Origin of the sequence: Gaoshiqia hydrogeniformans, from assembly GCF_049347105.1 — a bacterium.
Lineage (GTDB): Bacteria > Bacteroidota > Bacteroidia > Bacteroidales > Prolixibacteraceae > Gaoshiqia > Gaoshiqia hydrogeniformans.
On sequence record NZ_CP186334.1, the window covers coordinates 2,202,799 to 2,227,488 of the forward strand.

Consider the following 24,690-nt stretch of genomic DNA (forward strand, 5'->3'; position numbering starts at 1 on the left):
GGATTCTATGCGGTTACTTCACAACCGTCATTTCATCAATTAAATGCCTGGCGCCGGCAAATTTATCAATGGTCCACAACACAAAGCGGATGTCGACATTAATACATTTTTGCAGTTCCGGTTCGAAGGCCAGGTCGCCGCTCATCGCTTCCCAGTTTCCGTCGAAAGCGATACCGATCAGTTCGCCTTTGCCGTTGATCACCGGGCTTCCGGAATTACCGCCGGTAATGTCGTTATTGGTGATAAAACAGGTACGCAGCAAGCCGTCTTTATCGGCGTAATCGCCAAAGTCGCCTGCAAAATAAAGTTCTTTCAAACGGGCAGGAACATCAAACTCATCGTCTCCGGGAATTTCCTTTTCAATATATCCTTTCAGCGTAGTATAGTAGTCATATTCGACGCCGTCGCGCGGAGCATAACCGCCCACGGTTCCGTAAGTCAGCCGCAGGGTTGAGTTGGCATCCGGATAAAAATGACGGTCCGGGTTCATTTCCATCAGCCCGGCAATAAACAACTGCTGCCCTTTATTCAGGTCGTCCATCGTTTTGTTGGTTGCCTGACCAATGACCGACATCATATCAAAAATACTGATCGCCGTTTGGAACGCCGGATCTTTTTCCAGGATTTTCAGATCGGGTTTTTTCAGGAAGGCTTCCATTTTTGACTGACTGGCAAAGATGGTTTTCTCGTACATTTTAGCTACGTAAGCGTCGATGTTTCCTTTGTATTTCGATTTGATTTCTTTAAAGAATCCGGGATGGTAAATGGAAACGACATTTTTCTCATAAATTTTGAATAAAGCAGCCACGATCTGCTGGTCGGTTTCGGCATTGTAGTCTTTAAAATAGTCATGCAGATCAAGTCCCAGCCGGAGCACATTCAGGTCAATACGCTCCTGGTTGTCGCCTTTTTTCAGCGCTTCGTACAAACCTTTGGCTCCGTAACTGAAATAAAAGATCTCAGGTCCGCGCAACATGGCTTCTGCCATATATTCGTAAGCAATTTCATCGTCCAGGTCTTTGTACGATTTTTCAATCAGGCTGAGCGCTTCGCCGTAAGCCGCCATTCGTTTTTCGTCGGCGTTCACCCACCGGGTAAATTCATCTTCAATGGCTTTTTTGCCTTCGATGACCGACAGGGCAGCCAGGCCTTTGTTTTGACCGATACTGTATTTGTAATAGTTCGAACTGCGGGCATATTTTGAAGCATACTGGATGTTTGCTTTTTGGCTGGTGCCCATGTAATTTTTCAGAATATCCAGCTTGGCTTTACGAACCTCCACGCGCACCGGGTTGGTCACCGTCATGGTGTAATCAATGCCAAACGACGAACGGTAGCGGTTGGTGCTTCCCGGAAAACCCATGACCATCGCAAAATCACCTTCTTCGTAACCTTTCAGCGAAACAGGCAGGTGGTGCCGGGGCTGGAAAGGAACATTTTCTTCCGAGTAATCAGCCGGTTTGCCGTCGGGTCCGCAGTAAACGCGAAACAAAGTGAAGTCGCCGGTGTGACGGGGCCACATCCAGTTGTCGGTATCGCCGCCAAACTTGCCGATTGATGCCGGAGGAACTCCAACCAGGCGCACATCGCGGAAAGTTTCGTAAACGAACAGGAAATATTGGTTGCCGTTAAACAGGGATTGTACCTTGGCATCGTAATGGGTTCCTTCGGTGGCTTCTTTTTGGATTTCGAATGATCTCTTGTGAATTTCCACCTGACGTTTTTCGTCGCTGGTCCCTTCTTCCAGGCTGTCGAGTACGCGGGTGGTAACATCTTCCATACGAACTAAAAAGGAAACGGTTTTCCCCGGATTAGGCAACTCTTCGTCATAACTTTTTGCCCAAAAGCCATCCCGAAGATAGTCGTGTTCAACAGAACTGTGGGCCTGGATTTCGCCGTAACCACAGTGATGATTTGTTAATAAAAGACCCTGGGCCGATACCAGCTCGCCGGTGCACGAACCCCTGTCAAGCGCTACAACGGCATCTTTCAGGCTCGAATTGTTGACGCTGTAAATCTCGTCGGCACTTAATTCACACCCCATTTGTCGCATCTCACTGATATTTAATTTGTGAATCAGTGATGGTAGCCACATACCCTCATCTGCTTTAACCGATCCGTTCAAAAACAGGGAAAAGGTTAAAACTACCAGAAAAATCTTCTTCATTCTTTCTCTATTCAGTCATTAATAAATTGATTCGCTTTTTGAAACTGCAAAGATATAGATATCTGTCATATAGCAATGCTGATTTAAAAAATGCGGTATACTTTCATTCCGCCTTAATACGTATCGTTTATTTTTGCGCATTACAGTTTAGGCGATAAATCCATATCTTTGCAGGCAAATTTGAAGACGATAAAATGGAACAAAAAGTAAGAGTTCGTTTTGCCCCAAGTCCGACCGGACCACTGCATATGGGCGGTGTGCGTACTGCCTTGTTTAATTATTTGTTTGCAAAGAAGTCGGGTGGCGATTTTTTATTACGGATCGAAGATACCGACCAAACCCGTTTTGTGCCAGGAGCCGAAGAATACATCATCGAATCGTTGAAATGGTGTGGACTGGTGCCCGACGAGGGCGTGGGCTTTGGGGGAGAGTTGGGCCCCTACCGGCAAAGTGAGCGTAAAATCATATACCGGCAATATGCCGACCAGTTGCTCGCAGGCGGAAATGCTTACTACGCTTTTGACACCCCGGAAGAGCTGGATGCGTTGCGGGCCGAAGCCGAAGCAAATAAAACGGTTTTCTCGTACGACGTGCATACCCGCGGGAAACTGAAAAACTCGCTGACCCTGCCGGACGAAATATGCCGGCAAAAAATTCAGGCAGGCGAACTCTGGGTTATTCGTTTCAAAATGCCCGAAAATAAAGAAGTCGTTGAAAAAGACCTGATCAGGGGAGAGGTGAAGTTCAATACCAACCAGCTGGATGACAAAGTGTTGTTTAAAGCCGACGGTATGCCCACCTACCACCTGGCCAACGTGGTTGACGACCATTTGATGAAAATTACCCATGTGATCCGGGGCGAAGAATGGCTCCCGTCTATGCCTTTGCATATTTTATTATACGAAGCACTGGGCTGGTCAGGCAACCGGCCTCAGTTTGCCCACTTACCGCTCATCCTGAAACCAACCGGAAAGGGAAAACTCAGCAAACGCGACGGCGATAAAATGGGATTCCCGGTTTTCCCGCTGTTGTGGACCGATCCAAAATCGGGTGAAGTATTTCGTGGATATCGTGAAGACGGATATTTCCCGGAAGCTTTTATCAACCTGTTGGCTTTGTTGGGTTGGAATGCCGGAACGGAACAGGAGATTTTCCGGATGGATGAACTGATTGATAGTTTCAGCTTGGAGCGCGTAGTGAAATCGGGCGCCCGCTTCGATCCTGAAAAAGCCAGATGGTTCAACCGGAATTACCTGCTGCAAAAAACCGAAACAGAGTTGTCCGAACAGTTTAAACCCATGTTGGCAGCTAAAAATATTCAGGTTGACGACGAAAAATTGCTCCGCATGATCGGGCTGATCAAAGAACGCTGCGAGTTCGTGGCCGATTTGTGGCAGCAGGGGAACTACTTTTTTGAAGCCCCGAAAACTTACGATGAAAAAACCGTGAGTAAAACATGGAAGGAGGATACACCTGATAAGCTAAGCGCCATTACCGGGCTCTTCAAAACGATTGAAAGCTGGACCGCGCCTGAGATCAAGGAAATCTTTTCTGCTTTTATGAACGAGAAAGGCTGGGGCTTTGGGGCGGTAATGGCGCCGGTTCGTCTGGCGCTTGTAGGCAGCAGTCAGGGGGTCGATTTGTTTGATATTTGCGAATTGATTGGCAAAGACGAAACGATCGGTCGCATTGAAAGAGCCATCCGGCTGATTGGTTAAAAAAACGGGGTTTTTGAAATCAGACCAATAAGCCCTTCCGGATAAAGACAGAAAAACCCGGCCAGTCCGACCGGGTTTGAGGTATCTAACCTGTTTTCTGATGACTATTCCCACTTAATTGTTTTAGAGTCGATAGTCACAAACTGAACATTGTTTGCTTTGTCAATGGTTACACCGGTTTCGAATCGTACACCCCACAGCTCTACCAGGTAGTTGGTATCGGTAACGGGCGATTTTCCGCTTGCCCAGCCCGATGAGGCAGCGCCAAACTCATATTCAACCTGGTTGGATGCCAGGAGATTACTTGAGTATAAAATTTCTGATTTATTGGCGGTGTAAAGCCTTACCAGGTAAGCATCGGCATCATCAACCTTGTCCCAGGTTGTTTTTAATTTCTGGGAGTTCATGGCGGCCGTTTTAATGATAATCGGCTCCAGGTCTTCGTCGCCCAGAACGTCTTTGCCGGTTATTTTTTCGTCGATGAGCGAAGTCAGTTCAAAGGTATAATCTCCTTTTACCGGTAATTCATCGGTGTAATCTTCCTCATCAGGCGTAAACATAAAGAAACGTTTATCTGCCGAGGCCGTTAAATTGTATACCTCGCCACCTGCACCCGGAGCTGTTACTTTTGCCGATTTCAATTCATAATTGGCAGTTGCATAAATAACCACACTGTATTTTACTCCTTCTTCTGTTTTGATGTCCTGAATCATCACGTCGACGATGGCCTGAAGCGGATCCGGATCATCATCATTGCACGATACTAGGGTAAAAACGCCGATTGAGAGGCAAATAATACCTGCAAACAATTTTCTAAATCTTTCCATTTTTAATACATTTGATTTGTTAATAACTGGTTAACCGGTTTAATCCGGTTTTGAATTTAAAGGGCCGCCCCTCAAGGACGGTTCTTTTTTATGCTGTATAAGATGGGGCGACGGAAAGAATGGTTGCGTTCTTTTTAAATAAAAATTCTAATTTGTTGATAACAGGTAAAATATCAGGATATTTTACACTTACCCGACCATCGGTCGATATCAAGTCTGACGATTTCCGTCCGACGGAATGATTTTTCCGCATACTTCATCCCGATAGCTTTGTCATTGGGCGAGTATTTGTCGAGGATGAGTTCCAATGCTTTCATGCGTTCGTCGTCGGGCAGGTTTCGGTATGCTTTTCCTTCTAAAACAAGGCTCTCATATTCGGTGGTGAATTTTTCGGAAACAACATTTGTGCGGCCAACAATGCAAAATGAAACCGTATTACAGCTATCCAGGCAACGAAGCTTTCTTCCTTCGGGTGCACAATGAAAATAGATTGACTCCTGCCCATCCCAGGCGTAATTGATCGGGACGGCATACAATCCGCCGTTTTCACCATGCATCGACAGGATTCCATATTCGCCTTTTATCAGCAGCCGGTCTGCCGATTGTTCATCCAGTAACCTGTCTTGCCGTCTGACAGTTGAGTTTGAATAAATCATCATCGTGTGCTTATCGGTTTATCAAATTTAATTCTTTATTGGCAGCTATCCAGTTCCAAAACGTTTGCCGGTCGTAGGTGCCCGGTTCGGCGTGGTCGCCATATTCAAAATCGAAGTTTACGTATCGGATGTTTTTTAGTTCGGTCAGGGTAAAGGTAGCCGAAATCAGGTACTCCAATGCGCCGGTTGTCCCCATTTGCTGTGTCAACACCTCGCTGTTGTCGATTTTCATATAGATGGTGTCGTGCGAGATCTTTACAAACTCAAGCAATACCTGATCCACATAGCTTGCGTTAAGAATGCCGGTTAATGCACTGGGATTTAAACGATCAGCGCCGACTTTGTTCAACTGGATAATGCTGTCGGCCATACAGTCATACTTCCAAAGCAGCTTGTTTTCTGCTGAACGGCTTTGATCGACTGAATCCGTGTTGTGAATTTCCGTTTTTTCGGCCGTTGGGTTCCGGTTTGTGCAGCCAACCAAAACGGTGATGAGAAACAGGATGATTAATTTTTTCGGTTGTAATGAGCCATCGTTTTTCATATCAGGTATATGACTTTTTTAATGATGCTTTGGCGACGGGTCATGTGTTGCCGTCAGTTTTCCGGTTCGGGAGAAAATGTTTCCCGGAAATCGGTCGACAGCACCCTGAATTCCGTTCGCCGGTTGATGCCTTTGGCTATTTCCTGTTGTTCGGGCGGCAGCCCGTTAATAAAGTTCTCGGTCAGTTCATCGTTCCGTTTCAGAAAATCATACTGACGGGCCAGTTCCCGGGTAACGGTTTTGGGCCAGGTTTCGCCGTAACCTTTGGCAACCAGCCGATCCGGGTGAATTCCTTGTTCAATCAGGTAATTGACAACCGACTGCGCGCGCTTTTGCGACAAATCAAAGTTGAACTGCTCGGAACCAACATGGTCGGTATGCGCCATCAGTTCGATAACGATCGTCGGGTTTAACTCCAGGAGCTGAACCAGGGTGTCGAGCGCATGCAGCGACTCGGGCAATAATTCCCACGATCCGAAGGCATAGTTGATGTTGTCGACGCGAATGGGGGCATCGGTGGGGGTGAGGTACAAATCGACCCGGAAATCTTTGCTGTCTTCCAATCCAACCGTGCTTGCCCGGGTTTTATCATTCAGGTATCCCTCTTTAAAAGCGGCAAACACATATTCGGTTTCCGGGTTTAGCTTCAGTTGAAATTTCCCGTTATCGGCCCGCATCCTCAGGTTGGTGCCGTCGGTGCCGATTACGCGGAGCCGGACTCCGTCCATTCGTTGCCCGGTTTCTTTGTCGTAAATTTCGCCGGCCATCCGAAAGACGGTTGGAGGCAGGTAAAAAGAATAAATATCGTCGCTTCGCGAGCCTTTCCGGTTCGATGCAAACAGGCCGCGGATCTCGTCCGAACTTTCGAAAGCCATTCCAAAATCATCGCCCGACGAGTTTACAGGCGCTTTCATATTTTCGATTTGCCATTCCCCGTTTTCATCTTTTTGAGCCTTAAAAATGTCCAGGCCACCCATTCCGGTATGATAATCGGATGAAAAGTATAGGACGCCGTTTTTGTCAACCGTCGGAAAAACTTCATTTCCGGGGCTGTTGATGGTGCGGCCCAGGTTAACCGGTTTCGAAAAATTTCCGCCTTCTTTCTGGGCCATCCAGATGTCCTTCCCGCCAAAACCTCCCGGCCGGTCGGAGACGAAATACAAAATACTTCCGTCGGGCGACAAGGCCGGATGGGCGGCAATCAGGCTGTCGCCTGCCAGTGGAATTAACACCGGATCCGACCAATCGCCCCGCGACATTCTGGTGGAATACAATTCCGCGCCCATGTGATTATTTTTTTCGTACCGGCACCGGGTAAATATCATAAGATCGCCGGTTGATGAGAGGGTTGCAGCTCCTTCTTCTTCCTGGGTGTTGATGATGCCCGATTCATCAATCAGCTTGGGCTCGCTCCATTTTTGTTTCTGAAGCTGGAATTCGGAACGGAACAAATCGGCAAACTGCTCACCTGTAATCGAACTTTGTCTTTTCCCGGTCACTCCTTCGCGCATGGAAGTCAGCAAAATTTCGTTACCTTTCCCTCCCACGAAAACAGGCGCATAATCGCTGTACCGTGAGTTTAACTCGCGGACCGGGCTTACCACAAAACGTGTCGGGTTGGCATCCCAGTCCGGAATCAGTTGACAGGCTTCCAGGCCGTTCAGCGCCTGGACATTCCCGGGGTCTGATTCCAGGTATTGGCGGTAGGCTTCCGCGGCGTCGTCGAAGTTCCGCGACGCCCGCAAACAATCGGCGTAGTGGAGTAATATCTTATCATTTGGATACCCGCGGCGGATGGCATTTTTATACCAGACAACAGCCCTGGAGTAATCGGCTATTTTACGGTAAGCTTCTGCCGATTGAAAAGCCATTTCGAGCCGCCGGTTGGGATCTTTCTCTTTTCGGTAAGCTTTGCGAAACCGTTCTGCTGCCCGGTAATACTCTCCCATTTCGTAGGATGATGCGCCGGCATGGTATATTTTCCGGGATGAGCAGGCCCCCATAATCAGCAAAACAGCGAATATGCAGGTAACGGCGATAATTGATGGCTTCATGAATACAGCTGATTAGAGCATTAAAAATACGCAATTTTGTTTGTTATGGAAAAACGGACAGATTACCGATAAAGTATGAAAAAGTCCCGACATTTTAGAAATGAACTGTTTCCCTGATTCAGACCTTCCTCCAACAAAAAGTTTTCTTACCAGGTTCCCGGAGAAAAGCAGGATCAGAGGGCGGCAAATAAAAGCAGAGGTTGTATCAAAAAGGTCCGACCGGCATCAGCTTTCGCTGAATGGGGTTCTTTCCTGCTTGAATACAACCAAAAATACGGCAATTACCTCACAAACAATAATTCGCGGTATTTTGGGAGCGGCCACAACTCGTTGTCGACAACCAGTTCCAGCTTATCAATATGGTAACGAATATCGTTCAGGTAAGGCATCACTGTTTTTTCGTATGCCTTGGCTTTTTCTACTGAATCGTCAAGTACGTTGGCTACTTTCCGGGCTTCGACCATCGCTTTTACTTTTGCTTTTATGGAAGAAACATGTCCGCCGATTTCGCGGATCAGTTCCAGGCGGCCGGCTGCCAGGTGATCAAATTCATCGGCAGTGAATACCTCTTTCATATTCCGGACATTGGTGAGCAGTGTCGTTTGGTACTGAACAGCCGTGGGCACAATGTGGTTAATGGCCAGGTCGCCAAGTACGCGGGCTTCGATCTGGATTTTCATCGTAAATTTTTCGTATTCAACCTCGGCCCGGCTTTTCAGTTCTTTTTCGGTAAGTACGTCCTGTTCCTCAAATAATTTCACAAATTCTTTGCGGGTATAGGCCGTAAGCGCTTCCGGCACACTTTTGATGTTGGTTAAACCGCGTTTGGCCGCTTCCTGCACCCATTCTTCGCTGTAGCCGTTCCCGTCGAAACGGATGGGTTTTGAGTCGATAATCAGCTTTTTCAGTACCTGGAAGATAGCTTCGTCTTTTTTCACGCCTTTCTCAATCAGGCCGTCCACCTCATTTTTAAACCGGACCAGTTGGGCAGCAACTGCCGTGTTCAGCGCGATCATTGCGGCGGCGCAGTTCGCCGAAGATCCAACGGCGCGGAATTCGAAACGATTGCCGGTAAAGGCGAAAGGCGAGGTTCGGTTCCGGTCGGTGTTATCTAAAATGATTTCCGGAATCCGGCCGATGTTCAGTTTAAGCGCTGTTTTTTCATCCGGTGTCATTTTACGGTCCACCACGGCTTCTTCCATCAGGTCGAGCATACTGCTTACTTCCGATCCCAGGAAAACAGAAAGAATGGAAGGAGGCGCCTCATTGGCTCCGAGGCGGTGGGTATTGCTGGCGGTGAGAATACTGGCGCGCAGCAGGTCCTGGTTGTCATAAACAGCTTTCATAGTGTTGATCACGAAGGTCAGGAACTGCAGATTCGATTTCGGATTTCTGCCCGGCGAATAGAGGTTAACGCCGGTATCGGTGGTCAGCGACCAGTTGTTGTGTTTCCCGGAGCCGTTAATTCCCGCGAATGGTTTTTCGTGAAAAAGGACCTGAAATTTATGCCGGCGGGCAATCTTTTTCATGATGTCCATCAGCAACTGGTTGTGGTCGTTGGCCAGGTTGGCTTCCTCAAAGATCGGGGCCACCTCAAACTGGTTCGGAGCCACCTCGTTGTGGCGGGTTTTCAGCGGAATGCCCAACTTGTAAGCTTCATTTTCCAGATCTTCCATATACCGGTATACCCGGGTAGGAATTGAACTGAAATAGTGGTCATCCAACTGCTGGTCTTTCGATGAAGAATGCCCCATCAAGGTACGGCCGGTAAGTACCAGGTCGGGACGGGCCATGTATAAGGCTTCATCAATCAGGAAATACTCCTGCTCCCAGCCCAGGTTCGTCTGCACCTTGGTCACGGTTTTGTCGAAATACTGGCATACATCCGTGGCGGCTTTATCAATGGCATTGATTGCACGTAAGAAAGGTGTTTTATAGTCGAGCGCTTCGCCGGTATATGAAATAAATACGGTGGGGATACAAAGGGTCCCGTCAACAATAAAAGCCGGCGACGATGCGTCCCAGGCGGTGTAACCGCGCGCTTCAAAGGTTTGGCGGATGCCTCCGCTGGGAAACGAAGAAGCATCCGGCTCCTGTTGGGCCAGCAACTTCCCGGAGAAAGCTTCAACCACTCCGCCCCCTTCACCGTGAACAATAAACGCATCGTGTTTCTCAGCTGTTCCGTCGGTCAGCGGATGAAACCAATGGGTGTAATGGGTCGCTCCGTTTTCGGTCGCCCAGGCTTTCATGCCCTGCGCTACCTGGTCGGCCATTTTGCGGTCAATCGGAGCGCTGCTGTCAATTGCATCGGTCACGGCTTTATACGCTTCCTTCGACAAATATTTTTTCATCTTAAGGCGGTCAAACACGTGGATGCTGTAAAAATCAGAAATCAGGTTGTCTTCACGTTTCACCGTAACCGGTACGCGCGACAATACTTCCTGAAGCGCTTTAAATCGAAATTCAGCCATATTGGATTTATTTTAGTGATTATAATAAGTTGATTTTTCCCGAGAACTTTTGATCTTTCAAAAATAAGACAATTTAACGCTAACCTCTAATTTTTTATAGTTTTTGTGTGATTTTATGTATTTTTTTCGATGAATACCTCCAATTTTTTACAATATCTATTGAAATTCCATATTTATTTCGAATATTTTCTCTGATTTTGAAAAATCGGAATTTTTGATTCATCGAAGAAATCATCCGTGGAAAACCGACTGTAATTATCAATAATGTTGTTTTTAGGAATGGAATCTTTCATTTAGCCGGAGACAGCCGGATTGTTATATTTTTACATTAGTTTTGGTAAAAACCGGCTAATATCTTTAATTTGATGTTTGCGTAGTACGATGTAGTAAGTAAAGCATTTTTGTGAATGGGAAAGACCGATATCATTAAAAAGATTGAACAGGCGGGGCATCAGAAGATCAAATTTGCCGTTTGTGATATTGACGGGATCCTCCGGGCAAAAACGGTGCATCTTGATAAGTTCAAAGAAATTGCCGATGCTACGGTCGGTTTCTGCGATGTTGTTTTTGGCTGGGACGCCAATGATGCCTGTTATGATCAGGTTGAATTTACCGGTTGGCATACCGGTTATCCGGATAAAAGAGCCCGGATCGACCTGGATACCTACCGCACGATCCCCTGGGACCATCATATTCCGTATTTTTTGGGTGATTTTGATAACGGGGAAAATAATGTGGCGGTTTGTCCCCGAAGTTTGATCAAAAAAATCATTCGCCAGGCTCATGAACTGGGGTACAGGGGAATGTTTTCCCAGGAATTCGAATGGTTCAACTTTGTTGGCACACCCAACGAGCTGGCGGCAAAAGCTTATCAGGAGCTGGTCCCGATTTCGCCGGGCATGTTTGGGTACTCCCAGCTTCGCCCAACCTTGTACCAGGCCTATTTTAACGACTTGTTTGATTTGCTGGCCGGCTTCGATATTCCACTGGAAACCTTACATACCGAAACCGGGCCGGGTGTTTATGAAGCGGCCATTTGTTACGACGACACCCTGGCCGCCGCCGACAAAGCTACCCTGTTTAAAACAGCCGTGAAAGAAATTGCTTCGCGGCACGGCATCGTGGCCAGTTTTATGGCCAAATGGAATGAGAAGCTTCCGGGTTGCAGCGGGCATGTCCACCAAAGCCTATGGAATACCGACGGTTCCCGGAACCTGTTTTACTCGGGTAATCCCAAAGCGCCTATGAGTGAATTGATGCAGAGTTACCTGGCCGGACAATTGCTTTGTCTTCCCGACATTCTTCCGATGTACGCGCCAACCATTAACAGTTATAAGCGTTTGCGCGACGGGGCATGGGCGCCGACCACGGTAACCTGGGGGTACGACAACCGAACAACCGCAGTCCGGGTAATCAACGGCGATGAACAATCGACCCGGCTGGAAATGCGCGTGGCCGGTTCCGACAGCAATCCCTACCTGGCCATGGCCGCGTCGCTGGCGTCGGGTTTGTATGGAATCAAAAACAACCTGAAACTGGATATTCCCGAGGTAAACGGGAATGCATACGAAAGAAAAGATTTCGTCAAACTCCCGGCAAACCTGCTGGATGCTGCCCGACGAATGGGCCAATCCCCGATTGCCAACGAGCTTTTTGGGGAAGCCTTTACCGATCATTTCACCAAAACACGCGAATGGGAGTGGCGCGAATTTGCAAAAGCAGTGACCGATTGGGAATTGAAAAGATATTTCGAAATCATTTAAAAACAGTTGATTATTCCGACCTGGTTTAACAGGCTACAGACTAAATATGACAGATATGCGCACGCTCGATTATTTTCAAATAATCAGACAGGCATGGGAAGAATTTGATGACCGGCATAAAATCAAGGGAATATATGACGTGAGCGCCCATGTTTCGACAAACCAGGTGTATAAAGTATCCTTTTCCGACCGGCAACCGGTATTTGCCAAATTGTCGGACTACGGGAAGTTTGAAGATTTCAGGGAAGATCACATCATTATTAATAATCTGGCCAATAACCTGGAAGAACCTTACCAGAATTTTCTTGCCCGGTCGCTGGTCAAGCGGAATGAATTGTTTATTTACCGCTATTATCAGCAAAAACATTGTGCCTGGGTGATCTTCTACAACCCGATCCAGGTAAAACACAAGCTTCCCCGGCGGCTCGAAGAAAGACACATTAAAAAGATGGGGCGCGAACTGGCCCGTTTTCATAAAGCCTGTTCCAATGTGAGTAACCAACTGCCAATCGCTTCAAAGAATGTGGTTACCGATATCCACCAACTGATAAAAAATACCCATGCCGGCAAGCTGTGCGCGCGAAAAGAACACCACGACCTGATTTTATCGCAATGCGATATTTTCCTGAACAATGCCGACAAAGTGAATTACATGACCGAGGTGGAAAGCATCCCGGTATTTGTCGACTGGAACATCGGGAACTTTTCGGTTACTTCCGAAGGAAAACTGTACTCGCGTTGGGATTACGATTGGTTCAGGGAGTCGTCGCGGGTGATGGATTTTTATTTTTTCAGCCGGGTTTGTTCTGATATCGGCGACCGCACCGTGTTTAGTTACCTGATCAACCCGCTGATGGAAGAACGCTTCATCACCTTCCTGAAAGAATATCACCGGATTTACCCGCTAACCGAGCCCGAAGTACGCTTAATCCAGGAAGCATACCGCTTTTTCATTCTCAACTATGTCATCAAAGACGGGCGGTATTTTTTCCGGGAATCGTATGCCAGCAAACTGCAAAAAGAAGCGTACGAGGTTTATCTTCCAACCATTGACAAAAATTACCAGGTCGAAAAATTATTAAAAGCCTTAAAACTCTGATATGAGAATAAAAGAATTCAAGTCGGTCGTCACCAAATACAAAACCGTGTTTTTTGACGCGTTTGGGGTATTGAAGAACCACAAAGGGATTATTCCCGGGATCGATAAAACCTTTCAATTTCTCGATGAACGGGGAATTAATTATTTCATCCTGACCAACGATGCGTCCCGCGGACCCGAAAAACTGGCCGAAGCTTATCAGGCGCACGGGATCAGCAGCATTACTGCCGATAAAATCATTTCGTCGGGGATGCTGGCCCGCGACTGGCTGGCCCTGAAAGTGAAAGAAGGGACGGTCGCTTACCTGGGTACCGAGCAATCGGCACACTATGTGGATATGCCACGCTTTGATGTGCTGCCTATCAGTAAAATTGATTTGAACGATATTGAACACATCAAGTGCCTGGTGTTTCTGGACGATGAGGGATTTGACTGGAATCACGACATCAACAAGGTGATTAACCTGCTTCGCAAAAAAAACATGCCGGTGATTGTCGCCAACACCGACATAAACTATCCGGTAAGTAAAAATGATGTTGCTGTGGCCATCGGCGGATTGTCGGATATGGTCGAGAAAATTCTGGGGAAAAAATTCATCCGTTTCGGAAAGCCTGATGCCCAGATGTTTATGTTTGGATACGAAAGGGCCTGCCAGGTGAAACCCTTGCTGCGCAACGAGATTTTAATGGTTGGCGATACCCTGTTCACCGATATTATCGGCGGAAATAAATTCGGGATGGATACTGCCCTGGTTCTCTCGGGAAACACGCTCCCCGACATGGCCAAAGTCCGTATTACCAGTTCGGGCATCATCCCGAACTATGTTTGCGAGTCGGTACTGATCAACGGGGAATACTAACGGAACCTTTCGTCTGATCGTTATGGGAATCAGGGAAGACTCGAGTGGTTCAGCGCTTCTTCCGACAGGATGCGGAGGGCATCGGTCAGATGCCGGTCCTTTTTGCGCCCCTGGGAGGCTACCCGGATGTGGAACTTGTCAAGCCCCACTTTGTTGGAACAATCGCGCACATAAACGCCAAAGTCGCTAAGCAGACGGTATTGCAGGTTTCGCGCAGTCATTCCGAATTCCACCTTCAGCAGGATAAAGTTGCTTCCGGTGGGGTAAACTTTCAGGCCGGGAATCTGCGATAACTCCCGGTACAGGCGCTTCATGTCGCGAACAATTCGGTTGACCGATTTTTGGTAGTCATCGTCGGTGTCGGGCAGCATGGTTAAAAACGATTCGGCGATGGTGTTGATATTCCAAACCGGTAACAGTTGTCGCAGTAGCCGGGCGAATTCAGTGTTTGCCGTGCAACAGTAGCCCAGTCTCAAACCGGGCACCCCGCAGTGTTTGCTCATGCTGCGTACAATCAGCAGGTTGGGAAAGTCGCTGACCTGTGGCATCAGCCCGGGGTTTTCGATTCCCGAAAAGTCAATAAATGACTCATCTACCAGGATCAGTTTAAGATGGGACATCCGTTTCAGAAAACTCAGCATATCCGCTTTCGGGATGAACTGGCCGGTGGGATTTCCGGGATTGATGATCAAAGCAGCCGGCAGGTGATGTTTGTCAATCCATTCGGCAAAATCTTCCAGCTTGAGCCGGTAGTTGTCAGCCGGGGGCAACTGGTAGAGCAGGGCACAATCAGCAGAACTCAGCTTTTCGAGGTATTCGCTGAAGGTTGGCACCGGAATCGCGATCCGGCTCACCAGTTCCCGTCCGATCAGGGTAATCAGTTCGGTGGCTCCGTTGCCAATAATTAAATGCTCCGGGTCAACCTTTAATACGCGGGCCAGGTTCTCCTGGGCCAGGCGCGGGTTGCTTGACGGGTAATTTTTAATGATGCCGGGGATCTTCGCGATCAGCTTTTTCATCATGTTTTTGGTCGGGTAGTAGGGGTTGGCAATGAAACAGAAATCGCTTACCTGCCCAATCATTTCCTCCCCGACCATATCGGCAAGCGCCGGAGAATGCGAAGTTTCTTCAAACAATTGTTGATTGATCTGTATTTTATTGAAGGTCATCGTTCAGTTTTTTGCAAAAATAGGAAAAACAAAAAAGCCGTCCTTTCAGACAGCTTTTTTTGATATGGCAAGTGTAAGATGACTTATTTAATTCCGTGAACCGTGGTGATAATCCGTGCAGCCACTTTGTATGGGTCAGCGTTTGAGGCAGGGCGACGGTCTTCCAGCCAGCCTTTCCAGTTCGATTCAACGGTGGCTACCGGAATACGGATGGATGCACCGCGGTTGGAAACGCCGTAGCTGAAATCGTGGATGGAAGCGGTTTCGTGTTTACCGGTCAGACGCTGGTCGTTGTAGGCACCATAAACAGCGATGTGCTCTTTTACTACCGGGCGGAAAGCTTCGCAAATTTTCTCGTAAACTTCTTTTGAACCGCATGTTCTCAATACCGAGTTCGAGAAGTTGGCGTGCATGCCCGAACCGTTCCAGTCAACATGCATACCCAGTGGTTTTGGGTGTAATTCAATGTACAAACCGTATTTTTCGGCGGTTCTTTCGAGCAAATAGCGGGCAACCCAAATTTGGTCGCCGGCATTGCGGGCGCCTTTGGCAAAAATCTGGTATTCCCATTGTCCGGCGGCAACTTCGGCGTTGATTCCTTCAACATTTAAGCCGGCTTCGAGACACAGGTCGAAATGTTCTTCCACGATGTCGCGGCCAAAAACTTTATTTCCGCCAACCCCGCAATAGTAAGGTCCCTGGGGAGCCGGGTAACCGTTTCTCGGGAAACCGATCGGCATATTGGTTTCCGGATCGTAAATAAAATATTCCTGTTCGAAGCCGAACCAGAAATCTTCGTCTTCATCGATAATTGTTGCGCGGCCATTGGTTGGGTGTGGAGTATGATCGGCATTCAACACTTCGGTCATCACCAGGTAGCCGTTTTTGCGACCCGGATCGGGAAAAATAGCAACCGGTTTCAATAAACAGTCTGAAGAACCACCTTTAGCCTGATTGGTGGATGAACCATCGAATGACCACATCGGACAGTCTTCCAGTTTCCCGCTAAAATCTTTGACCACTTTTGTTTTACTTCTCAAGCCTTGCGTTGGCTCTGAGCCATCCAGCCAGATGTACTCCAATTTTGATTTCATTTTGTTACAATTTATAAGTTAATGATATATATTTTCGATAATATGACGTCAAAATTAGGACTGATTGGTAAAATTATAAATAAAGTTGTGTCAATTTGTAAAAAATTAATAAAAAATTTACATACCAATGTAATTTCTAAACAGTCGCGTGGTTTTCTATAGGGGGTAACGGGTTCAAAAATATGAAAAAACAAAAATGAAATACATTGAAAAGATAATCCTTTACAAATAAATACCATTTTTTTAACAAACATCCCTCAAAATAATGAGCCTTGGTCCGAAATAAACCTTTTTAAAATTTCAGTCGGACTATTCTTGAAATAACTGCTGTTTTTTTGTGAGATAATCGTAATTTTATTTGACAAAATCTTACAAATACTTCATTCAACCTGAAATTTCTAATTCGAAGACAAATGAACATTAACCGAAGAATTTTCCTGAAAACAAGTGGCACAGCGGTTGCCGGGAGCATGATTCTTCCTGCATTTATCCAATCCTGTCAGGGAACCCCGGTATCAGCAGGGATTCAGGCCTACCTCGAACATTTTGAAGTGAACCCGCAAATCCTTCAAAAAGTGATCACCACGGCGTTGGGTAAAGGCGGCGATTATGCCGACCTTTATTTCGAGCACAAAGTATTAAACAGCTTGGGTTTGGAAGATGGCAAGGTAAACCGGGCCTACTCCAATATTGATTATGGCGTAGGCATCCGGGTTTTAAAAGGAGATCAAACGGGATTTGCCTACTCGGAAAGCATTACGCCCGAGGCCATGCTGAAAGCCGCCGGAACGGCTGCAAATATTGCTGATTCGGCCATAAATGTTCCGGCAAAAGACTTGGCCGAGGCCATTCCGCCCGACTATTACGCCATTGCAAAATCATGGGAAGAAGTATCTGTTCAGGAGAAGATTCCTTTTGTCCAGAAACTGAATGATCTGATTTTTGACCTCGACGAGCGGGTCAGTAAGGTAAATGCGTCGCTTACCGACGAAACCAGCTACGTGCTTTTCTATAATTCGGAAGGGACGATTACCTACGATTACCGTCCCCTGGTTAGTTTGGGTGCGGTTTGCGTCATGGAGCAAAACGGGCAGATTGAGAATTCGTACACCTCGCGGTCGTACCGGATGGGTTTTGAGTTTTTAACCGAAGATACGGTTAAATTGCTTGCCAACGAGGCTGTTGAAAAAGCGGCCATCCTATTTGAAGCCACCAAGCCCAAGGCCGGAGAAATGCCGGTGGTGATGGGAGCCGGCGGTTCGGGAATCCTGCTGCACGAAGCGATCGGGCATACCTTTGAAGCGGACTTTAACCGCAAGGGAACATCCATTTTTGCCGATAAAATGGGTAAAAAAGTAGCTGAAAACTTTGTAAATATCATTGACGACGGGACGCTTCCCGCAAATCGCGGATCCATCAACATGGACGACGAAGGGATCACCAGCGAGAAAACCTACCTGGTGAAAGACGGCGTGTTGAACAGCTATATTCACGACCGGATCAGCGCCAACTTTTACGGTGTTGCTTCTACCGGAAACGGCCGTCGCCAGTCGTTCCGGCATGTTCCGCTGCCGCGGATGCGGGCAACCTACATGGAGCCCGGGCCCCACTCGCGCGAAGACATCATTTCGAGTGTGAAAAACGGTATTTATGTCGACAACTTCAGCAATGGAGAAGTAAAAATCGGCGCCGGCGACTTTACGTTCTTTGTTAAATCAGGCTACCTGATTGAGAACGGCCAGCTAACCCGTCCCATCAAGGACATCAACATCATCGGGAACGGGCCGCAGGCCCTGGCCGACATCTCCTTGTGCGGAGGAGATTACCTGATTGACAACGGCACCTGGAGCTGCGGAAAATCGGGGCAAACGGTACCTGTTACCTGCGGTTTGCCGACTGTTCTGGTGAAAAAACTGACCGTTGGCGGTATGAACGCTTAATTGATGTGTTACCCGAAAACTGAACAAAATGACAAAAGAAGAAAAATACAGTCTGGCCAGATGGGCCATGCAACATGCACTGGACAAAGGCGCCAGTGAAGCCGGTATTTCCATCTCGGAAAGTAAAAGCAGCAACATTGACGTGCGGGAACAAAAAATTGACACCCTGAAAGAGGCTATTCAATGCAGTCTGACGATACGTCTTTACGTTGAGAATAAGTATTCGTCGCACCGGACCAACAGGCTGGATAAAAAAGAACTGGCACGCTTCATCGAACAGGCAATTGAAGCAACCCGGTATTTATCGCCCGACCCCTACCGCAGCCTGCCCGACCCTTCGCTGTATTATACAGGTGGTGGAAAAGATTTGCAGACCGCAGACCAGTCGTATGATGATGTCGACCCGAAAACCAAAGTTGCCCTGGCATTCCAGGTAGAAGCCGAGGTTTATCAAAAAGACGAACGCATCATTTCGGTCACAGCCAGTTATGCCGATTCGACCAGCAGCCGGCTGATGGTAAACAGCAACGGTTTTGAAGGAGACGCTGAATTCAGCAACTTCCGGCTCTCCGCATCGGTGTCGGTGAATGGCGGCGATGCGCGGCCGAGTGAAGGCTGGATGGAACGGGCGATTCTTTTCGACAGCTTAAAGAAAACAGAAATCGGAGCGAATGCCCTGGAACGTGCACTCCAAAAAATCGGGCAAACAAAAATTGCTTCCGGTAAATATGATATGATCCTGGAAAACAAAGCGGTGAGCCGGATTTTCAGCCCCCTGATTGAGGCGCTGAACGGGTACAGCATTCAGCAAAAAAATTCTTTCCTGATCGATAAGATCGGGCAACCAGTTGCATCCGGGAAACTGGTTGTAACCGATGATCCGTTTATTGTCGGAGGTCCCGGCTCACAACTGTTCGATAACGAAGGACTGGCGGCTAAAAAACGTACGGTATTCGACCGGGGCGTGCTCCGCACTTATTTTATCGATACCTATTACGCTAAAAAACTCGAAACCGAGCCTACATCGGGAGAAACCACCAACCTGATTTTCGAAGCCGGTGATAAAAGTCTGCAAGACTTAATTCAGTCGGTGAAAAAAGGCATCCTGGTAACCGGTTTTAACGGGGGAAACACGAATGGCGCTACCGGAGATTTTTCGTACGGGATCGACGGTTTCCTGGTTGAAAATGGCGAAATCATCAAACCGGTTTCTGAAATGAATATCAGCGGCAATATGAAAGAGTTCTGGATGAGCCTGGCGGAAGTCGGTAACGACCCGTTTATGCTTTCAAGCTGGCAAACGCCGTCGCTGCTGTTCAGTCAGGTTGATTTCAGCGGAATCTAAAACAATACTTGACCGAAGCAGTCGGCCTCTGACGACGGGAAAATATTTAACCTGGAAGTCAGGGGCCGCTTTTTCAGGTTCCGGCAAGTGATGGTATCCGGTTGTCAGATTCCTTCTTCCCTTAGCAGGTCCTTGGCAATTTTCATTATTTTTGTGCCCTATGAAAACCGAATCAGCACAAAAATCAATCGTGGGCGTGGGTAGCGCCCTGGTCGATATCCTGGTCCATCTGGAGAATGACGATTTACTGGACCTGTTCGGACTGCCAAAAGGAAGTATGACCTTGGTGGACGCAGGTTTATCGCAAAAAATACTTGAATCAACAGCCGGGCTAAGCCGGACTATCGAAACCGGAGGGTCGGCAGCCAATACCATCCGGGGAATTGCCCAGTTAGGCGGGAAAACCGGTTTTATCGGCAAGATTGGTCATGATGAGCCGGGCCGTTTTTTCAGCTCCGAATTCCGCGATTGGAAAATTTATCCGCATTTGTTTTTCAGCGCCACTCCCACCGGTAAAGCTGCCACCTTGATTTCGCCTGATTCGGAGCGTACGTTTGGCACCTACCTGGGCGCTGCCAGCGAATTGTCGGCTGCCGATCTGTCGGCCGATCTGTTTGAAAATTACGACTACCTGCATGTAGAGGGCTACCTGGTGTTTAACCACGAATTAATCGAACGCATCCTGCAACTGGCTAAAGAGCAGGGCTTAAGGGTATCGCTCGACCTGGCCAGTTTTAATGTGGTGGAAGCCAATCATGAGTTTCTCCGAAAACTGATCAACCGGTATGTGGATATTGTTTTTGCCAATGAAGAGGAAGCCCGTTCGTACACCGGGCTTGAACCCGAAGCAGCCTTAACCGGGATTGCCGCTGAATGTGAGATTGCCGTGGTAAAAATCGGGAAAGAGGGCTCGCTGGTCCGCTCGGGCAACCGGTTTGTAAAAGTGGAAACACCCCGGGTAAGCAGCGTGGATACCACCGGCGCCGGCGATGTTTATGCCTCGGGATTTTTGTATGGTTTAGCCCACGATTTTACCCTGGAACAATGTGGACAGCTGGGCTCCTTGCTGGCCAGCCGGGTGATTCAGGTGCCCGGCGCGAAAATTCCGGATACCGACTGGCCCCTGATTTCAGCGGAAATACAGGCCATTCGCGGTTAGAACAGACCGTGAATCTGAGCGTCGATTTTATCGATAACCCCGCTCAGGTCTTCGGGGTTGTTGGTAATATCAATTTTATCGACATTAACAATCAGCAGTTTTCCTTCCTTGTAGCGGCTAATCCAGGCTTCGTAACGCTCATTGAGTTGTTTCAGGTAATCGAGCCGGATAGAATTTTCGTATTCCCGTCCGCGCTGCTGAATCTGGTTGACCAGGGTCGGGACGCTTGCCCTCAGGTAAATCAGCAGGTCGGGGGCTTTTACCAGTTTGCTCATCAGTTGAAACAGGGCGGTATAGTTTTGAAAGTCGCGTGTCGACATGAGTCCCATCGCGTGAAGGTTGGGCGCGAAAATTTCGGCATCTTCATAAATCGTCCGGTCCTGGATCACGGTTTTGCCCGAATGCCGGATATCCAACACCTGGCTGAAGCGGCTGTTCAGGAAGTAAATCTGCAGGTTGAACGACCACCGCTGCATGTCTTCATAAAAATCGTTCAGATAGGGGTTTTCATCAACATCCTCAAAATGAGGGCTCCAACCATAATGTTTTGCCAGAAGTTCGGTGAGTGTTGTTTTTCCGGCGCCAATGTTTCCTGCAACGGCAATATGCATGTCAGTTTTTTTATTTCAATTTACGAATACAAATTTAATGAATGGCGTCCAGTTCCGACACCGAATTCTACATTCTTTTTTGAAGTTCCAGCAACTCATCCAGGTATTTCCGGTCGTTCGACAACCTCGGTATCTTATTCTGTCCGCCCAGTTTCCCGCGCTGCTTCATCCATTCGTAGAACAAGCCTTTTGTTGCCATCACCAGGTGAGGCCGTTCCAAGGCCAGGTCTTTATGCCGCTTGGCTTCATAGTCCGAGTTCAGGGTCTTCAGGGTGACATCCAGGATCGAAATAAAGTGTTCCGGATCGTCGGGTTCGCGGTCAAATTCAATGATCCATTGGTGGGCGCCTTTCTGGTTTTCGCCCATAAATACCGGACCGGCGGTATATTCGCGGATGTTGGCATGGGTCCGGCTGCAGGCGATTCTTAATGCCTCTTCGGCGTTATCGATAATTAATTCTTCGCCAAAAGCATTGATAAAATGTTTGGTGCGCCCGGTAATTTTAATTTTGAACGGGTATTTCGAGGTAAACCTGACCGTATCGCCTACCAGGTAACGCCATAAGCCGCCGTTGGTGCTGATTACCAGCGCGTAGTTTTTTCCCAGTTCCACTTCGGCGAGCGAAACAGCCGGCGGATTTTCTTCATGAAAATTCTCCATCGGGATAAATTCATAATAGATCCCGTAATCCAGCATCAGCAGCATGTCGTCGCTTTCCGGATTATCCTGGATGGCAAAAAATCCTTCCGACGCGTTGTAGGTTTCCATGTAATTCATTCCCGGCGAAGGAATAATCTTCCGGTATTGTTCCCGGTACGGATCAAACTTAATTCCGCCGTGGATAAATACTTCGAGGTTTGGCCATACTTCCAGAATATGATTTTTCCCGGTAGCCTCGAGCATACGCCGCAATAACACCAGGTACCACGAGGGGACTCCGGCCAGTGAGGTCACATTTTCGTTGCGCGACTGCTCAATGATCTTTTCCACTTTTTTGTCAAATTCCTCGATCAGGGCCACATCGACAGGCGGGGTGCGGTAAAGCTCCGACCAGAACGGAGTGTTTTCGATCAAAATGGCCGAGAGGTCGCCAAAATACGAGTTGTTGTTGAAGTTATTCACCCGGTGGCTCCCCCCCAGCGTGAGGGTTTTTCCCGACAGTACCCCCGAGTCGGGATTGTTTTTCAGGTAAAGGGCAAAAACATCTTTAATTCCCCGGAAATGGACATCTTCCAGCGATTGTTTGCTTACCGGGATAAATTTGCTTTTATCATTTGTTGTTCCCGACGACTTCGCAAACCATTTGATATCTCCGGGCCACAGCAAATTTCTCTCTCCTTTCATCAGGCGTTCAATATCCGGGGCAAAATCTTCGTAACGTTGAACAGGCACCCGTTCTTTAAAGGTTTCTTCGCGCAAAATCGATTTGAAATCGTATTTTAATCCCCATTCCGTGTCTTTTGCTTTCTCCAAAAGACTGAAAAATACTTCCCGCTGTACATCAAGCGGGTGTTTCTGGAATAGCTCTATTTCGTATATTCGTTTAAAATTCAGCCAGTTAATGATTGAGTTAATGATGGGCATTTCTATCGTTTTAAAATACAGTTGCGACGAATTTACTTTTTTCCGCAGAATACCGGCACATTTTCCTGATTTTTTCGCACGATTCAAAATTTAAAACCAGGCTTAATCAGTAGGGCAAAACATAAAATATTTCCTACTTTTACTAACCAATAACCCATAAGTCAATTCAGAATGAATTACATTGATATCATCCTGGGCGTTTTACTGATTATTGCAGCCATCCGGGGATTCCGGAAGGGATTTATTATTGAGCTGGCTTCGCTGGCCGCCCTGGTGCTGGGTATTTGGGGCGCCATTCATTTTTCGCACCTTACGGCCGGCTATATTGCAGAAACCTTTGATTATCAGCCTGCGCATCTCGGGTTAATTGCTTTTTTTATCACCTTTATTGTGATCGTGATTGTGATTCATATTCTGGGGAACGCCCTAGACCAGATTGTTGATGTTTTAGCGCTCGGTTTGATTAACCACCTGGCCGGCTTGCTTTTCGGCGTGGTGAAAACGGCGGTTATTTTAAGTGTACTGTTGTTTATTTTTGATCGGGCTGATGAAAGCTCACAACTGATTCCGAAAGAAGACAAGGAAAAATCGCGCGTATACGAACCGCTGAAAAACCTGGTTCCCACTTTATTTCCTTTTCTGAACATGGAGTTTTACGATCAAATGCAACGAAAAGAAACTCTTCACAGTGACACTGAAAAAGTGGCTTAAAAGGGGTAGAACAGGCCTTTTTTTGACGCAGAGAACGCCAGGAAGCGCAAAGCTCGCAGAGGGATGTTCACAATGACCAATCTTCTGGACTATACCCGCTTGATTGAGCGACGAATCAATTATACGCATAAAAATCCGGTTCGGGCAATGATTGTTTTTAAGGCCGGGGGATTATCTTTACAGTTCGGCCCGGGATTGTGGGGGCAATTATTGAAACCGAATGAAAGCGAATATATTCAAATCACATAAGGTTTTTGCTTTTTATATCTTGTTTGTCATCGGCGTTTATACAGTTATATCCGGGTTATTGACAAATAAACCGTTCAATTGGCCTGTTTATGCGGGGATAGGAGCAATTGCCGTTTGTGTATTCTTTTTTTAATCTGTTATAAGCGTTTTAAGTATCTTTTTGTAATCACCTTGGTTGTTGGTTTGTTTAATGTAATCCATTTCACATTCAACAGTGCAACCATAAGTTTCAATTTAGAACTATTTATGATGTTAAATATTAGTACAGCCGAAGTGCAATTATTATCTCTTTTATTACTCTTGTTGAATGGGGGCCTCCACCGGAGATGGCTTTGGGATCAGATAAGGAGATTGATGGTTAAAACAGAAGAGGAAAAGATGGATGAGAAAGAGAGACAGATTACTTTGTTTCAAAAGCAATTAAGACAATGATGAATAATAGCGGTAATTATTCAAAAGAAGCGATTGCAGCAGTTGAACGGCTACTAAAGAAATAGATCTTTAAACCCTGCTCCCCCTTGTCTTAGCGAAGCGGTGACGCGGATAAGCAGAGTTTTACTTAAGAACTTATGGACTTTGGCACTCAGGGACTTTTCAAGCCGCAAGTTCCAAGTTCCAAGTCTCAAGTTCCAAGTGACCAATAACCAATTATCTAATTATTCAATGACC

The 24,690-nt window shown here is 47.2% G+C and carries 18 protein-coding genes; 8 read left to right on the forward strand and 10 right to left on the reverse strand.

Annotated features, from left to right (window positions below; all coding sequences use genetic code 11):
- Positions 1 to 13: 13 nt before the first annotated feature.
- Complete coding sequence (locus ACOIT5_RS08850) at positions 14 to 2,167, reverse strand: S46 family peptidase (RefSeq protein ID WP_423130104.1); 2,154 nt, start codon at positions 2,165 to 2,167, stop codon at positions 14 to 16.
- 194 nt (positions 2,168 to 2,361) lie between these two features.
- Between ACOIT5_RS08850 and gltX the strand changes: the two genes are divergently transcribed.
- The gene (gene gltX / locus ACOIT5_RS08855) at positions 2,362 to 3,885 is read left to right on the forward strand and encodes a glutamate--tRNA ligase (protein ID WP_423130105.1); all 1,524 of its coding nucleotides are present in this window, start codon (positions 2,362 to 2,364) and stop codon (positions 3,883 to 3,885) included.
- A 104-nt stretch (positions 3,886 to 3,989) separates the two neighbouring features.
- Here the strand turns inward: gltX and ACOIT5_RS08860 are convergent, their stop codons facing one another.
- The 5 genes from ACOIT5_RS08860 to ACOIT5_RS08880 all read right to left on the reverse strand — a co-directional run bounded on the left by ACOIT5_RS08860 (position 3,990) and on the right by ACOIT5_RS08880 (position 10,437).
- Positions 3,990 to 4,712, reverse strand: a complete 723-nt coding sequence (locus ACOIT5_RS08860) for a hypothetical protein (RefSeq protein ID WP_423130106.1) — start codon at positions 4,710 to 4,712, stop codon at positions 3,990 to 3,992.
- A gap of 173 nt (positions 4,713 to 4,885) precedes the next feature.
- Positions 4,886 to 5,371 (reverse strand): pyridoxamine 5'-phosphate oxidase family protein, encoded by a 486-nt coding sequence (locus tag ACOIT5_RS08865; protein WP_423130107.1) that lies wholly within the window; start codon positions 5,369 to 5,371, stop codon positions 4,886 to 4,888.
- Positions 5,372 to 5,378: 7 nt separating this feature from the next.
- The gene (locus ACOIT5_RS08870) at positions 5,379 to 5,912 is read right to left on the reverse strand and encodes a hypothetical protein (protein WP_423130108.1); all 534 of its coding nucleotides are present in this window, start codon (positions 5,910 to 5,912) and stop codon (positions 5,379 to 5,381) included.
- Positions 5,913 to 5,965: 53 nt separating this feature from the next.
- The gene (locus tag ACOIT5_RS08875) at positions 5,966 to 7,966 is read right to left on the reverse strand and encodes an OmpA family protein (RefSeq protein WP_423130109.1); all 2,001 of its coding nucleotides are present in this window, start codon (positions 7,964 to 7,966) and stop codon (positions 5,966 to 5,968) included.
- A gap of 281 nt (positions 7,967 to 8,247) precedes the next feature.
- On the reverse strand, positions 8,248 to 10,437 hold the full coding sequence (locus ACOIT5_RS08880; protein ID WP_423130110.1) for a glutamine synthetase III: 2,190 nt from the start codon (positions 10,435 to 10,437) through the stop codon (positions 8,248 to 8,250).
- A 407-nt stretch (positions 10,438 to 10,844) separates the two neighbouring features.
- Here ACOIT5_RS08880 and ACOIT5_RS08885 point away from each other — a divergent pair, with 407 nt between their 5' ends.
- The 3 genes from ACOIT5_RS08885 to ACOIT5_RS08895 are packed head-to-tail and all read left to right on the forward strand — an operon-like array spanning position 10,845 to position 14,158.
- Positions 10,845 to 12,200 (forward strand): glutamine synthetase family protein, encoded by a 1,356-nt coding sequence (locus ACOIT5_RS08885; RefSeq protein ID WP_423130111.1) that lies wholly within the window; start codon positions 10,845 to 10,847, stop codon positions 12,198 to 12,200.
- 46 nt (positions 12,201 to 12,246) lie between these two features.
- A complete protein-coding gene (locus tag ACOIT5_RS08890; RefSeq protein WP_423130112.1) occupies positions 12,247 to 13,299 on the forward strand; it encodes a hypothetical protein in 1,053 nt (350 codons plus the stop codon).
- Position 13,300: 1 nt separating this feature from the next.
- Entirely contained in the window at positions 13,301 to 14,158 is an 858-nt protein-coding gene (locus tag ACOIT5_RS08895; protein ID WP_423130113.1) for an HAD-IIA family hydrolase, read from the forward strand.
- Between the two features lie 29 nt (positions 14,159 to 14,187).
- On the opposite strand, the gene ACOIT5_RS08900 is transcribed toward ACOIT5_RS08895, so the two are convergent.
- Both ACOIT5_RS08900 and ACOIT5_RS08905 read right to left on the reverse strand, forming a co-directional pair.
- Entirely contained in the window at positions 14,188 to 15,327 is a 1,140-nt protein-coding gene (locus ACOIT5_RS08900; RefSeq protein WP_423130114.1) for a pyridoxal phosphate-dependent aminotransferase, read from the reverse strand.
- Positions 15,328 to 15,410: 83 nt separating this feature from the next.
- Entirely contained in the window at positions 15,411 to 16,421 is a 1,011-nt protein-coding gene (locus ACOIT5_RS08905) for a glutamine synthetase beta-grasp domain-containing protein (RefSeq protein WP_423130115.1), read from the reverse strand.
- Between the two features lie 413 nt (positions 16,422 to 16,834).
- Between ACOIT5_RS08905 and ACOIT5_RS08910 the strand changes: the two genes are divergently transcribed.
- From ACOIT5_RS08910 to ACOIT5_RS08920, 3 genes are all read left to right on the forward strand, one after another.
- A complete protein-coding gene (locus ACOIT5_RS08910; RefSeq protein ID WP_423130116.1) occupies positions 16,835 to 18,361 on the forward strand; it encodes a TldD/PmbA family protein in 1,527 nt (508 codons plus the stop codon).
- Between the two features lie 28 nt (positions 18,362 to 18,389).
- Positions 18,390 to 19,706: a TldD/PmbA family protein gene (locus ACOIT5_RS08915; RefSeq protein WP_423130117.1), complete on the forward strand. Its 1,317-nt coding sequence runs from the start codon at positions 18,390 to 18,392 to the stop codon at positions 19,704 to 19,706.
- A 160-nt stretch (positions 19,707 to 19,866) separates the two neighbouring features.
- Complete coding sequence (locus ACOIT5_RS08920) at positions 19,867 to 20,865, forward strand: adenosine kinase (RefSeq protein ID WP_423130118.1); 999 nt, start codon at positions 19,867 to 19,869, stop codon at positions 20,863 to 20,865.
- Here the strand turns inward: ACOIT5_RS08920 and ACOIT5_RS08925 are convergent.
- Complete coding sequence (locus ACOIT5_RS08925; RefSeq protein WP_423130119.1) at positions 20,862 to 21,476, reverse strand: deoxynucleoside kinase; 615 nt, start codon at positions 21,474 to 21,476, stop codon at positions 20,862 to 20,864. The two genes, ACOIT5_RS08920 and ACOIT5_RS08925, sit on opposite strands and share 4 nt — an antisense overlap.
- A 67-nt stretch (positions 21,477 to 21,543) precedes the next feature.
- A complete protein-coding gene (locus ACOIT5_RS08930) occupies positions 21,544 to 23,061 on the reverse strand; it encodes a GH3 auxin-responsive promoter family protein (RefSeq protein ID WP_423130120.1) in 1,518 nt (505 codons plus the stop codon).
- A gap of 171 nt (positions 23,062 to 23,232) precedes the next feature.
- On the opposite strand from ACOIT5_RS08930, the gene ACOIT5_RS08935 reads away from it, so the two are divergent.
- Positions 23,233 to 23,772 carry a CvpA family protein gene (locus ACOIT5_RS08935; protein ID WP_423130121.1) on the forward strand — a complete coding sequence of 180 codons (540 nt, stop codon included), beginning with the start codon at positions 23,233 to 23,235 and terminating at the stop codon, positions 23,770 to 23,772.
- Positions 23,773 to 24,690: the final 918 nt, after the last annotated feature.